The organism is Saliniradius amylolyticus (assembly GCF_003143555.1).
Taxonomy (GTDB): domain Bacteria; phylum Pseudomonadota; class Gammaproteobacteria; order Enterobacterales; family Alteromonadaceae; genus Saliniradius; species Saliniradius amylolyticus.
Genome location: NZ_CP029347.1, coordinates 22,474 through 34,339, shown reverse-complemented (window position 1 = coordinate 34,339; position 11,866 = coordinate 22,474). Strand labels below are relative to the sequence as shown.

13 protein-coding genes, 2 tRNA genes and 1 rRNA gene are annotated in these 11,866 nt (G+C 52.3%); 6 read left to right on the top strand and 10 right to left on the bottom strand.

What is annotated here, in order from left to right:
• Window positions 1-123: 123 nt before the first annotated feature.
• From HMF8227_RS00175 to HMF8227_RS00165, 3 genes are all read right to left on the bottom strand, one after another.
• Window positions 124-200: transfer RNA gene (locus tag HMF8227_RS00175), tRNA-Ile, on the bottom strand.
• A 1-nt stretch (window position 201) separates the two neighbouring features.
• A tRNA-Ala gene (locus tag HMF8227_RS00170) sits at window positions 202-277 on the bottom strand.
• Between the two features lie 70 nt (window positions 278-347).
• A 16S ribosomal RNA gene (locus HMF8227_RS00165) occupies window positions 348-1,880 on the bottom strand.
• Between the two features lie 60 nt (window positions 1,881-1,940).
• Here HMF8227_RS00165 and HMF8227_RS14980 point away from each other — a divergent pair.
• Entirely contained in the window at window positions 1,941-2,243 is a 303-nt protein-coding gene (locus tag HMF8227_RS14980; RefSeq protein WP_162558425.1) for a hypothetical protein, read from the top strand.
• Between the two features lie 50 nt (window positions 2,244-2,293).
• Window positions 2,294-2,821: a gamma carbonic anhydrase family protein gene (locus tag HMF8227_RS00160; protein ID WP_109338250.1), complete on the top strand. Its 528-nt coding sequence runs from the start codon at window positions 2,294-2,296 to the stop codon at window positions 2,819-2,821.
• A 3-nt stretch (window positions 2,822-2,824) separates the two neighbouring features.
• On the opposite strand, the gene aroE is transcribed toward HMF8227_RS00160, so the two are convergent.
• Complete coding sequence (gene aroE / locus HMF8227_RS00155; RefSeq protein ID WP_109340961.1) at window positions 2,825-3,643, bottom strand: shikimate dehydrogenase; 819 nt, start codon at window positions 3,641-3,643, stop codon at window positions 2,825-2,827.
• Here aroE and HMF8227_RS00150 point away from each other — a divergent pair.
• Complete coding sequence (locus HMF8227_RS00150; protein WP_338056538.1) at window positions 3,612-4,112, top strand: group II truncated hemoglobin; 501 nt, start codon at window positions 3,612-3,614, stop codon at window positions 4,110-4,112. The genes aroE and HMF8227_RS00150 overlap by 32 nt on opposite strands.
• Here HMF8227_RS00150 and hemF read toward each other — a convergent pair.
• From hemF to HMF8227_RS00120, 6 genes are all read right to left on the bottom strand, one after another.
• Window positions 4,073-4,999: an oxygen-dependent coproporphyrinogen oxidase gene (hemF, locus tag HMF8227_RS00145; RefSeq protein WP_109338249.1), complete on the bottom strand. Its 927-nt coding sequence runs from the start codon at window positions 4,997-4,999 to the stop codon at window positions 4,073-4,075. The genes HMF8227_RS00150 and hemF overlap by 40 nt on opposite strands.
• Before the next feature lie 2 nt (window positions 5,000-5,001).
• The gene (tsaC, locus tag HMF8227_RS00140) at window positions 5,002-5,571 is read right to left on the bottom strand and encodes an L-threonylcarbamoyladenylate synthase type 1 TsaC (RefSeq protein ID WP_109338248.1); all 570 of its coding nucleotides are present in this window, start codon (window positions 5,569-5,571) and stop codon (window positions 5,002-5,004) included.
• Window positions 5,572-5,654: 83 nt separating this feature from the next.
• The gene (locus HMF8227_RS00135) at window positions 5,655-6,230 is read right to left on the bottom strand and encodes a DNA topoisomerase family protein (protein ID WP_109338247.1); all 576 of its coding nucleotides are present in this window, start codon (window positions 6,228-6,230) and stop codon (window positions 5,655-5,657) included.
• Window positions 6,231-6,290: 60 nt separating this feature from the next.
• Entirely contained in the window at window positions 6,291-6,767 is a 477-nt protein-coding gene (locus HMF8227_RS00130) for a DUF494 family protein (RefSeq protein WP_109338246.1), read from the bottom strand.
• 1 nt (window position 6,768) lies between these two features.
• Complete coding sequence (dprA, locus tag HMF8227_RS00125; RefSeq protein ID WP_109338245.1) at window positions 6,769-7,881, bottom strand: DNA-processing protein DprA; 1,113 nt, start codon at window positions 7,879-7,881, stop codon at window positions 6,769-6,771.
• A gap of 31 nt (window positions 7,882-7,912) precedes the next feature.
• On the bottom strand, window positions 7,913-8,968 hold the full coding sequence (locus HMF8227_RS00120) for a LysM peptidoglycan-binding domain-containing protein (protein WP_109338244.1): 1,056 nt from the start codon (window positions 8,966-8,968) through the stop codon (window positions 7,913-7,915).
• A gap of 149 nt (window positions 8,969-9,117) precedes the next feature.
• On the opposite strand from HMF8227_RS00120, the gene def reads away from it, so the two are divergent.
• The 3 genes from def to rsmB are packed head-to-tail and all read left to right on the top strand — an operon-like array spanning window position 9,118 to window position 11,862.
• Entirely contained in the window at window positions 9,118-9,627 is a 510-nt protein-coding gene (def, locus tag HMF8227_RS00115; protein WP_109338243.1) for a peptide deformylase, read from the top strand.
• Window positions 9,628-9,637: 10 nt separating this feature from the next.
• A complete protein-coding gene (gene fmt / locus HMF8227_RS00110) occupies window positions 9,638-10,573 on the top strand; it encodes a methionyl-tRNA formyltransferase (protein WP_109338242.1) in 936 nt (311 codons plus the stop codon).
• Window positions 10,570-11,862: a 16S rRNA (cytosine(967)-C(5))-methyltransferase RsmB gene (gene rsmB / locus HMF8227_RS00105; protein WP_109338241.1), complete on the top strand. Its 1,293-nt coding sequence runs from the start codon at window positions 10,570-10,572 to the stop codon at window positions 11,860-11,862. Before fmt ends, rsmB begins: the two co-directional genes overlap by 4 nt.
• Window positions 11,863-11,866 lie beyond the last annotated feature (4 nt).

Here is an 11,866-nt window from a genome sequence, read left to right as displayed (position 1 = left end):
TCAGTCAGTATTCATAAGTATTTCTGTATAGCGATTCGCGGACATATTTGCTAGTCAAGGCGTCGTGCAGCGTAGCGTACAATCAGTACGTGAGCTGTGCGACAACGCAGAATAGCGAATATGTGGTAGGCTTGGGCAGACTTGAACTGCCGACCTCACCCTTATCAGGGGTGCGCTCTAACCAGCTGAGCTACAAGCCTATGGTGGAGCTAAGCAGGATCGAACTGCTGACCTCCTGCGTGCAAGGCAGGCGCTCTCCCAGCTGAGCTATAGCCCCTCGCTATACTCTTTCTCTTTGCAACAAAACAATCTGTGTAGGCACTGCATCAAAAGATGTCAGCATTTCGTAAGGAGGTGATCCAACCGCAGGTTCCCCTACGGTTACCTTGTTACGACTTCACCCCAGTCATGGAACACAAAGTGGTGATCGCCCTCCGAAGTTAGGCTAACCACTTCTTTTGCATCCCACTCCCATGGTGTGACGGGCGGTGTGTACAAGGCCCGGGAACGTATTCACCGCAGTATTCTGACCTGCGATTACTAGCGATTCCGACTTCATGGAGTCGAGTTGCAGACTCCAATCCGGACTACGATTGGCTTTAAGGGATCCGCTCCAGCTCGCGCTCTCGCTTCCCTCTGTACCAACCATTGTAGCACGTGTGTAGCCCTACACGTAAGGGCCATGATGACTTGACGTCGTCCCCACCTTCCTCCGGTTTGTCACCGGCAGTCTCCTTAGAGTGCCCAACTTAATGCTGGCAACTAAGGACAAGGGTTGCGCTCGTTGCGGGACTTAACCCAACATCTCACGACACGAGCTGACGACAGCCATGCAGCACCTGTGTCAGAGTTCCCGAAGGCACCAATCCATCTCTGGAAAGTTCTCTGCATGTCAAGTGTAGGTAAGGTTCTTCGCGTTGCATCGAATTAAACCACATGCTCCACCGCTTGTGCGGGCCCCCGTCAATTCATTTGAGTTTTAACCTTGCGGCCGTACTCCCCAGGCGGTCTACTTAGCGCGTTAGCTTCGCTACTCACAACCTATAGTCGCAAACAGCTAGTAGACAGCGTTTACGGCGTGGACTACCAGGGTATCTAATCCTGTTCGCTACCCACGCTTTCGCACCTGAGCGTCAGTCTTTGGCCAGGGAGTCGCCTTCGCCACTGATGTTCCTCCAGATCTCTACGCATTTCACCGCTACACCTGGAATTCCACTCCCCTCTCCAAGACTCTAGTCTGCCAGTTCTAAATGACCCTCCCAGGTTGAGCCCGGGGCTTTCACATCTAGCTTAACAAACCGCCTGCGTGCGCTTTACGCCCAGTAATTCCGATTAACGCTCGCACCCTCCGTATTACCGCGGCTGCTGGCACGGAGTTAGCCGGTGCTTCTTCTGTGACTAACGTCAATATGTGCAGGTATTAACTACACATCCTTCCTCATCACTGAAAGTGCTTTACAACCCGAAGGCCTTCTTCACACACGCGGCATGGCTGGATCAGGGTTGCCCCCATTGTCCAATATTCCCCACTGCTGCCTCCCGTAGGAGTCTGGGCCGTGTCTCAGTCCCAGTGTGGCTGTCCTTCCTCTCAAAACAGCTAGAGATCGTCGCCATGGTGAGCTCTTACCTCACCATCTAGCTAATCTCACTTGGGTTCATCCGGTAGCGAGAGCCTAAGCCCTCTTTGGTCCGTAGACGTTATGCGGTATTAGCCACCGTTTCCAGTGGTTGTCCCCCTCTACCGGGCAGATCCCCAAGCATTACTCACCCGTCCGCCGCTCGTCAGCAGAGAAGCAAGCTTCTCTCTGTTACCGCTCGACTTGCATGTGTTAGGCCTGCCGCCAGCGTTCAATCTGAGCCATGATCAAACTCTTCAATTAAATAATCATGAATATCTTTGGCTGACACTCTTTTAACGAGTGCCCACACAGATTGTCTCGTTGCAAATTGTTAAAGAACATTTCGCTTCAAATCCAAGCTTGGCTTGCCCTGAAGCGGGATGCGCATTCTACGCTAACCCCATCGACTGTCAAGCATTTTTATTTAAAAAGTTGCTTGCCTTTCCCTGTCTCGCTGAAGCGCTTAAATGCCTCTTCAGCAACTTCGATTCGCGTCCTGCTGCGGCGCCGTTAGTGGCTGTCCCGTCGAAGTGCGGCGCATTCTACAGCTCCCCGCTTATCCTGCAAGTGCTTTTTGATATTTTTATTTCAACTGCTCAGGAAATGGGCAAACTGCTTATTTAGCGACTCATTTTGCTATGATCAGGACAGTTTCCACTAATTAAAGAGCCGTTATGACCATTCGTAGCTATAAAGACATTCAACCTCGCTTTGGCAAGAACTGTTATGTGGACGAGTCTGCCGTCTGGGTCGGTGATATTCACTGTGGTGACGATGTCAGTGTGTGGCCATTAGTAGCAGCGCGGGGAGACGTGAACATCATCCGCATCGGCAACCGAACCAACATTCAGGATGGCAGCGTGATTCATGTCACTCGGAAGTCCACATCGACCCCTGATGGATATCCGACCATCATCGGTGATGATGTGACCATAGGCCATAAATGCATGTTGCACGGATGCACTCTGGGTAACCGTATTTTAGTTGGTATGGGCGCTATTATTATGGACGGCGCGATAGTTGAAGACGATGTATTTGTTGGAGCGGGCTGTTTGGTGCCACCGAATAAACGTCTTGAGAGTGGTTATCTCTATGTTGGCAGCCCTGCGAAGCAGGCCCGCCCATTAAAAGACAGCGAACGTGCCTTTTTAAAACAGTCGGCGGATAACTATGTCACTCTTAAACAGGATTACATTGAGTAAAGATTAAGCCGAAAGGTTATTCCGCAGTGCCTGACGCACACTCTGTGTATCAGGCATCACCCCTCGCCAGATGGAGAAACTTAAGGCTGCCTGTTCCACCAGCATGCCCAGACCATCGATAACCTTCACCGCCCCTTGTTGTTCGGCCCATTGGTTAAAGGGGGTTTGCTGCTGCCCATACACCATGTCATACACATAGGTTTCCTGGCCGATGATCTCTGAGCTTATATCCGGACGCTCACCTGACAAGCCACTGGAGGACGCGTTAATAATAATATCAAACGGCTGACTCCACTTGTTGTCCAGACCACTGGCACTGACGTTGCCCTTTTTAAACACCAGCTTTTCCAGGTCCTGAGCTTTGGAAGGCGTGCGATTGGCAATGTGCAGCGCATCGACACCCGCTCGCAGCAATGGTAACAGCACCCCGCGTGCTGCACCGCCGGCACCGATCAACAATACTCGCGCCTTGGTCAGCGGAACCTGGTGGTACTTCAGATCATTGATCAGCCCCTCACCATCGGTGTTATCACCGAAAATGCCCTCTTCTTCACAGGACAAGGTATTCACTGCCCCCGCCAGTTCGGCATCTTCAGAGTGCCTTGTGGCCAACTGGAATGCCTGTTCTTTAAATGGCAACGTAACATTGCACCCCATACCCCCTGAGCGAATAAAGTCCTGCACGGTTTCCGAAAAGTGTTCCAGAGGTGATAGGATCTTTTCGTAACTCAGTTCTTGCCCCGTCTGCTCGGCAAACTGCCGATGAATCAGCGGCGACATACTGTGTGCGATGGGATTTCCAATAACGGCGTACTTATCCATGATCATGAAGCGGCTTAAAAAACTTACTTCGAGACTAACGCAGTCCTCCACAGAAGCAAAACCAAAAAGCTTATATGACATAATTGGCGGTGAGGGCGTCACTCGCCAGCTCTGTGAAACGTTTTACGATGTTATGGAGAACGACCCTAACGCCGCCGAACTGCTGGCCATTCACCAAGAAGACATGTCTCTCACCCGGCAGAAGTTTTTTGAGTTTATGAGCGGCTGGTTGGGAGGCCCTCAACTCTTTGTCGAGAAGTACGGTCACCCCCGTCTCAGGGCCCGCCACCTGCATGTGGCCATCGACGACACCATGGTGACTCAGTGGCTGTATTGTATGCAGCGGGCGCTGAAGCAGACCCTGCCCGAGCGCCAGCATCAGGAGTTAATCTGGTCGAACATTCAACCCTTGGCCTGGCATATGAAGAATCAGGACTCCGGCAGTTCCGATAGCCAGTCGCGCGGATAAAGGTAGTCTTTGGTGAGCTTTTCCTCTGGGCTACCTGGAAGAGGCTGGTAGTCATATTCCCAGCGGGCCAAAGGAGGCATAGACATTAGTATCGACTCGGTTCTCCCGCCGGATTGCAGACCAAATAAAGTTCCGCGATCATAAACCAGATTGAATTCCACATAGCGCCCACGACGGTAAAGCTGAAAGTCCCGCTCCCGATCACTGTAAGCCAGCTCTTTACGCGCTTCAACGATGGGCACATAAGCATCCAGGTAGCCGTTACCCACCGCCTGCATGAAGGCAAAGCTTTGATCGAAGCCCCACTGATTCAGATCGTCGAAAAACAGCCCCCCAACACCCCGAGTCTCATCACGGTGTTTCAGGTAAAAATAGTCATCGCACCATTTTTTATAGTCCGGGTACACTTTTTCGCCAAATGGCGAACAGAGGTCATGAGCGGTCTTGTGCCAATGGCGGACGTCCTCGTCAAAGGGATAAAAGGGCGTAAGGTCGAAACCACCGCCGAACCACCATACCGGCGCCTCGCCATCTTTTTCAGCTATAAAGAAGCGCACATTGGCGTGGGATGTCGGCACGTAGGGGCTACGGGGATGAATGACTAAAGAAACGCCGAGAGCCTGAAACCGGCGTCCGGCTAACTCGGGTCGTGAGGCGGTAGCCGATGGTGGCAAGGTCTCACCATGAACATGGGAAAAGTTCACTCCGCCCTGCTCGATCACCTTGCCTCCTCGCATCACGCGAGTACGACCGCCCCCGCCCTCTTCGCGGGTCCAGGCATCTTCGTGAAAATTCCCGCGCCCATCCACCAGCTCCAAGGTCTGGCAAATGTTGTCCTGCAGCCCCAACAGGAACTGCTTTACCGATGCTATATTAACTTCAGACATAATCAGCTACTTCTAATGACCTGACCGGTCATACCATTTCTAATTTGAGTGGGCGCTGCATTGCCTCCCACCTCTCCATCCACCAGGTAGACCTGCTCATCAAAGTAGGCTTTCACCTCAGCGGCACTGCGCGCCGGTTCGTGACCCGAAGGGTTAGCACTGGTGGAGACAATAGGCTTATCAAGCTCATGACACAGGGACTGTACTATCGGGTGAGCCGATACACGTACCGCTATCAGTTCCGACCCTCCAGTGATCCAGTCCGGGGCTTTAGCCGACTTAGGCAGCAGCCAGGTGTAGGGACCTGGCCAGCTGGACACTATCTCCGCTCGGCGGTCCATGGGAATCGCTGCATCGTTGATATAGGGAAACAGCTGAGAGAAGGTAGCACCAACTAATATCAGCCCCTTGGAAACGGGCCGCTGTTTTATCTGCAACAAACGCTCTACGGCCGCTTGCTGTTCAGGGTCGCAACCGAGACCAAAGACGGCTTCGGTGGGGTACGCGATCAACTGCCCCTCAGCATAGGCTTGTTGCAGAGGCGTTAAACTCTCTGTGGATGTTGTGTTCACGGGCTTAGGTTATCCATGGTTTGTAGAGCGGCATCTTATACCAATCCGGATAGACTTTTAACCACTCAGCGGAGTCAATCCTCCTAGCCGTCTGCTATAACTTTAGCCTGGCATTGCTTTTGCGGGCACTGCCATACCTGCTCACCGTTGAGCTGCCGCTCAACCATAATCGGCCAACCACACTCCGGACAGGCTCTTTCCACAGGAGAGTGATTCAGGATATAGCGACATTCGGGATATTGGTCACAAGCGTAAAAGTGCTTACCGTAACGATTGGTCTTTTGATGAAGCTTTCCCTTAGCGCAACTCGGACAGTCAACAGGACTATCCTCCTGCGGTTCGGAATCATCTAATTTCTCAATATGATGGCATTCGGGAAAATGAGTGCAGCCAATAAACAAACCGTAACGGCCTTTTTTTACCGCCAGTTCAGAGCCACACTCCGGACAGGCACTGCCCTCGATCACCTTAAGCTGGTAGTGCTGTTGTTCGTGCAGCGGTTTACTGAAGTGACAATCAGGATAACGGCTGCACCCTAAAAATAAGCCAGAACGTCCCGACCGAATTTGCAGGTTAGCGGCGCATTCGGGGCACTCACCATAAGCATGGTGTAAAGCATGCTCGTCGGCATTAAACAAAGAGTGATCAATCTTCGACATAGGCCGATTATGCCATAAAGGGAAGGCGCTTAATATCTAAGCGCTGTTATTACGGGCAGGCTAATGTAGCTGGCCGTCGGGCTCCAAGAACAGTAGTTCTTCCATCTGGGCGTAGGCATTTTCCTTGCCAGGCACATTGAAGAGCACCATCAACACCACCCACTTCAGATCTTCCAGGCAAAACTCCTTGGCATCCAGCTCCATTACCCGATCAATAACCATTTCCCGGGTATTGGCATCCAGCACATTGATTTGCTCCAGGAACATCAAAAAGCCTCTGGACTCAACGTCCAGGCGCATCTGCTCCTGCTGGGTGTAAATCCGGTTTACTGCCGAGGTGGACACCTGGCCCAGATAGGGATGCTGATCCGATTCCTGCAACTGAGCCAACTTTTCTAACCACGCTAACGCCTTGTAAATCTCGTCATGGTGGAAGCCGGCACGCACCAGCTCATCGGTCAGTTCGTCCTGATCGACACGGATTTCCGTTTCACTGTGGATGAAGTTTTCGAAAAGATACATGAGGATGTCAAACATACTATCTTCCCCTCAGTTTGATGTAGCCACCGGGGACGGCTGCTACCAGACCGCGCAGTTCATACTCTACCAACTGAGAGAGTACCGCCGTCACTGGCCGATTACTGCGCTGTGCCACCACGTCTATGGGGGTCACTTCATAGTCTACACTATCTAACAATGGATCCCTTGCCAAGCTTTCAGCCTCACTTTTTTGTTCATTGGGTATCGCCTCAAACGAGGTTTCGAGCCTAACATGGGGATACTCCTCAAGTATTTCATCGGCCGATTCAATTAATTTTGCACCCTGTTTGATCAGAAAGTGACACCCCTGAGCCATAGGGTTATGAATATGCCCGGGCAATGCGAACACATCCTTCCCCTGCTCGATGGCATAACGGGCGGTAATTAAGGAGCCGCTCTTTATCGCCGCTTCTATCACTACTGTACCCAAGGACAAGCCACTGATAATGCGATTGCGTCGGGGAAAGTTCTTCGCCAGTGTCGGAACGCCGGGAGCAAACTCCGATAGGATACAGCCGCCTTGTTCAATGATTTTGCTGGCCAGCTCTTTATGTCGTCGGGGATAGACCTGATCGATACCGCAGCCAAGTACACCAATGGTTTTACCTTTCCCGGCCAGCGCGCCTTTATGGGACCAGCCATCAATACCCAGTGCCAGTCCCGAAGTCACCACCATACCCTTTTCGGCTAATCCTCTGGATAAGGCATAGGCCTGTTCGCGACCATAGGTATCCGGATTACGGCTGCCGACCATGGCAATCTGAGGCCGTGAAATAACGGAAGGATCACCGATACCAAATAACAACAGCGGTGGCCGGGCCAACTCCCGTAAATGTTCAGGGTAGGCCTCATCACAAAAAGTCAGTATGAAGTGCGAAGGTTCTGAGTCCAACCATTCAAGCCCTTGCCTAAGCCATAGCTGATTGGGCTGGAGCAGAATATTGACTTGTTCTTTAGATAAGCCCCATTGACTCAAGTTACCCTTATGAAGCCTTGCCAGTCGGGCCAGGTCCGGCCCAAGTCCCTCGATGAGCCGTTGGAATAACGAAGAGCTTAAGCCCGGCATCTGGTCCAGAATTAGCCAATGTTCCAATGTCAGTTCCTTTGACATGCCTCATACTCCTAAAGCTTATAGTCTCCACCTATGGGTGACCGACCCGAGTTCCCCGTTGTATAAAGTCTTCAGCCTCGACGATTAAACCATAGCTAACCCGGTCAAAAACCTGAAACAGAATCAATTCTCCCACTTTGATGGCTGGGCCTCTGTGGATGTTGTCCTCTCCGGTAAGCCAGGTTTGACCTTCTTGGGTGTAGCGAGGTTTCTCCTCACTGGCATCTACCGTCTCACCTTCATTGTACAGCCCCATCACCATACCTGGCGCCGCTTGTTCACGTCCAAGGTCCACCACAACTACATCATATTTACCCATCAGTTTGTGGCTCTGGAAATTATCGATCACAAACCCGGTCACTCCGGCAGGAGCGGGTACCAAGGGCAAGGGTTTCTGAACCGGTAACCAGGTCTTGGGCAACAACCGATCCCCCTGAACCGTTTCATAGTTAGTGTTATCAACTCGGATCAGGTGGTGCTTACCGGAGCTATCGTCCAGCTTCTCGACATCGGCCACCTTCCGACCCTGAACGCCCAAAACATTGCCTCGCATATCTTTAAGCTCACCCTGCTTACGTACCACAACCCGTGCTGCTGGTTCGCCGTAGGCTTCGGTCATCAGTATGTCATCGGAGGCGTACATCACTTGCCCATGATAATCCCCCAGGACTCTGGGCTGATTCTGATAAGCCAGCACGTCCACCACCAGCATTTCCTCCACAAACGGAGCGAGCACATCGGGCGAAATGGTCGGGATTGGCTGAGTCTTTCGGGTCTTGTGCCCCTGGGGGCTCAGAATCAGCTCAGGCTTTGACTCCACCAGCAATACCGGCTCACCGGCGTCATCAAATTTAAGCCTCAGTACATCGCCGGGGTAGATAAGGTGAGGGTTCTCAATCGTCGTGTTGTGTCGCCACAGCTCAGGCCAGAACCAGGGATTGTCCAAATACATTCCCGAGATGTCCCAAAGGGTATCCCCTTTTTTCACCACATAGGTTTCAGGGGCATCGGGTTTAACCTCCACCGCCGCCAGTGACAGAGATAAAGTGGCAAAAAGCCCTGAAATTAGCCATCGGAGTGTGCCCATAGAGTCCTCTTAACAATACGCCAGTTATTATGTTTTAACCTTGGAATAGGTTAGAATAGCCTTTATTAGTGAACATTAAATAGCTTATACGAGTCCAATCGTATGGCTTTTAATACGAGCCAGTTACCCTAGTTTAGTTGAAGATTGCCATGGCGAAATTAGAAGTATTACGTTTTCCTGACGAGCGCCTGCGTACCGTCGCAAAAGATGTGGAAAAAGTGGATGACAACATCCGACAATTAGTCAGTGACATGTTTGAAACCATGCGCGAAGAAAGCGGCATTGGTTTGGCGGCTACTCAGGTAGATGTGCATAAACGAGTGGTGGTTATGGATGTCTCCGAAGAGCAGGATGAACCCCGCGTGTTCATCAACCCAAAGATCACCCATAAAGATGGGAGCACCATCAGCGAAGAAGGCTGTCTGTCGGTGCCCAACAACTACGCTAAAGTGGATCGCGCTGAAAAAGTTACCGTGGAGGCCTTAAATGAACAGGGTGAAGCCTTCACTCTGGATGCGGAGGGTCTGTTAGCCATCTGCATCCAGCACGAACTTGACCACCTCAAGGGCGTGTTGTTTGTGGATTACCTATCGCCCCTGAAGCGCCAGCGCATTCGCAAGAAACTGGAAAAAGAAGCCCGCCTATTGGCCAAAGCCTAAGGGATATTGGATGAGCCAAGCTCTGCGTATTGTTTTTGCCGGGACGCCGGATTTTGCCGCACGCCACCTTCAGGCGCTGATCGACTCAGACCATCACCTGGTGGGTGTCTACACCCAACCGGACAAACCTGCAGGCCGGGGCAAGAAGCTCACTCCAAGCGCCGTTAAATGCCTGGCTGAAGAGCATGACTTACCCGTTTATCAGCCGCAAAGCATGAAAACCGACGACGTCCAGCAGCAACTGGCCGAGCTTAATGCCGATGTGATGGTAGTCGTGGCCTATGGTCAGATTTTACCTCAATCGATTCTGGACACCCCCAAACACGGTTGTCTGAATGTGCATGGCTCGTTGTTGCCACGCTGGCGCGGTGCCGCTCCCATCCAGCGCGCTATCTGGGCAGGAGATCCAGAAACGGGGGTGACCATCATGCAGATGGATGCGGGGCTGGATACCGGTGCCATGCTACATAAGGCCAGCCTGCCCATTAAAACGACGGATACCAGTGCCTCACTTTACGAGAAACTGGCAGAGGTGGGGCCTAAGGCCTTAATCGACTGCCTGGATCGTCTCAGTGAATTAATCCCCGAGCCACAAGACGAGCAACAAGCCAGTTACGCCCAGAAACTGTCCAAGGACGAAGCCCGCATCGACTGGCAACTTAGCGCCGAACAGATCGAGCGCAATAGCCGCGCCTTCAACCCCTGGCCAGTGGCGTTTTTCCGCCACCAGGACAATAACATTAAAATCTGGCAGGCCAGCGTGATCGATCAGCAAGGAAAGCCCGGGGAAATTATCAGCGCCGACAAGTCCGGAATCCTGGTGGCCACCAAAGATAAGGCATTGCGTCTGGAGGTGATCCAGCTTCCCGGTAAAAAAGCCATGCCGGTCTCTGATGTACTGAACGCCCGTGGTGACTGGTTTAAGCCCGGGACTCAGTTGTCGTGAACGGCGCTCAGTTACGCAGCGATGCGGCCAAGGCTTTATTTGCGGTCCTAGAACAGGGCCAGTCCCTGCGCGAATGCCTACCACCATTACAACAGTCCCATGAGAGTCGTGACCGCGCCTGGTTACAGGAAATGGTGTACGGCAGCTTGCGTCAATTACCGATCTTACAATTCTGGTTGCGTCCCCTGTTGCATAAACCCCTAAACAAACAGCAAAAAATCGTTGAGTCCCTGCTGTTAGTGGGCCTCTACCAATTGGGTTACTCCCGGGTGGCCCCTCACGCTGCTGTCAGCGAAACCGTCGCCGCCTGTGATGTGTTAGGTCATGGCAAGCTGAAAGGTCTAGTAAACGCTTGCTTACGTAATGCGCAGCGTCAAAATGTGTTCGAGCACGCTCCAGAAAGCGAGCAAGTCCGACTCACTTTACCCAAATGGCTATACCGGGAGCTCAAGCAGGCCTATCCAGACAACTATCTGAGCATTAGCGCTCAGATGCACCGACAAGCCCCCCTTTGGCTCAGGGTTAACCAACAACAAATAACGGCTGCCAATTACGCCCAGACGCTGGCCGATCAAGGCATTCCGTTCGACACCTCGCCGCTCTGCCCGGATGGGCTGATTCTGAGAAAGGCCTGCGAGATCACTCAATTACCCGGCTACGATGAGGGTTGGTTTAGCGTCCAGGATGGTGCGGCACAACAAGCGGCCCGGTTGCTGAGCCCCGATTCAAGCGAGCGCGTGCTGGATATGTGTGCCGCTCCCGGAGGTAAAACCGCTCACCTGGTGGAGTCACAACCCAGTATTCACTGTGTGGCTCTGGATTCGGAAGCGCCCCGCCTTGAACGCCTCAGGCAAAATTTCGAGCGGCTGCATCTGGATGCCGAAGTGGTCTGTGGAGATGGACTTGCACCAGAAAGCTGGTGGGATGGCCAGCTCTTTGACCGGATTCTGCTGGATGCCCCCTGCTCAGCAACCGGTGTAATTCGTCGCCACCCTGATATCAAATGGCTGAGAAAGGGCGCCGATATAACAGCTCTCACAAAGCTGCAAGAACAGTTATTGCAGCGGGCCTGGTCCATACTGAAACCAGGCGGAACCTTACTTTATGCCACTTGTTCATTGTTGCCCCAGGAAAATCATCAACAAGTGTCGGCATTTTTGGCCCAGCAGAGCGACGCGAAACTCAGTAAAATTCAACCCGAAGAAACCGATGCGCATCCCGGCTGGCAAATACTGCCGGGGGATCAGGATATGGATGGTTTCTATTATGCTAGGCTGATAAAGTGCTAGCTAC

Excerpts from the sequence above, each read along its gene's own strand:
- HMF8227_RS00160 (WP_109338250.1), top strand. The coding sequence starts at position 2,294 with ATGACCATTCGTAGCTATAAAGACATTCAACCTCGCTTTGGCAAGAAC.
- HMF8227_RS00150 (WP_338056538.1), top strand. The coding sequence starts at position 3,612 with ATGGGATTTCCAATAACGGCGTACTTATCCATGATCATGAAGCGGCTT.
- aroE (WP_109340961.1), bottom strand. The coding sequence starts at position 3,643 with ATGGATAAGTACGCCGTTATTGGAAATCCCATCGCACACAGTATGTCG.
- hemF (WP_109338249.1), bottom strand. The coding sequence starts at position 4,999 with ATGTCTGAAGTTAATATAGCATCGGTAAAGCAGTTCCTGTTGGGGCTG.
- HMF8227_RS00135 (WP_109338247.1), bottom strand. The coding sequence starts at position 6,230 with ATGTCGAAGATTGATCACTCTTTGTTTAATGCCGACGAGCATGCTTTA.
- HMF8227_RS00130 (WP_109338246.1), bottom strand. The coding sequence starts at position 6,767 with ATGTTTGACATCCTCATGTATCTTTTCGAAAACTTCATCCACAGTGAA.
- dprA (WP_109338245.1), bottom strand. The coding sequence starts at position 7,881 with ATGTCAAAGGAACTGACATTGGAACATTGGCTAATTCTGGACCAGATG.
- HMF8227_RS00120 (WP_109338244.1), bottom strand. The coding sequence starts at position 8,968 with ATGGGCACACTCCGATGGCTAATTTCAGGGCTTTTTGCCACTTTATCT.
- def (WP_109338243.1), top strand. The coding sequence starts at position 9,118 with ATGGCGAAATTAGAAGTATTACGTTTTCCTGACGAGCGCCTGCGTACC.
- fmt (WP_109338242.1), top strand. The coding sequence starts at position 9,638 with ATGAGCCAAGCTCTGCGTATTGTTTTTGCCGGGACGCCGGATTTTGCC.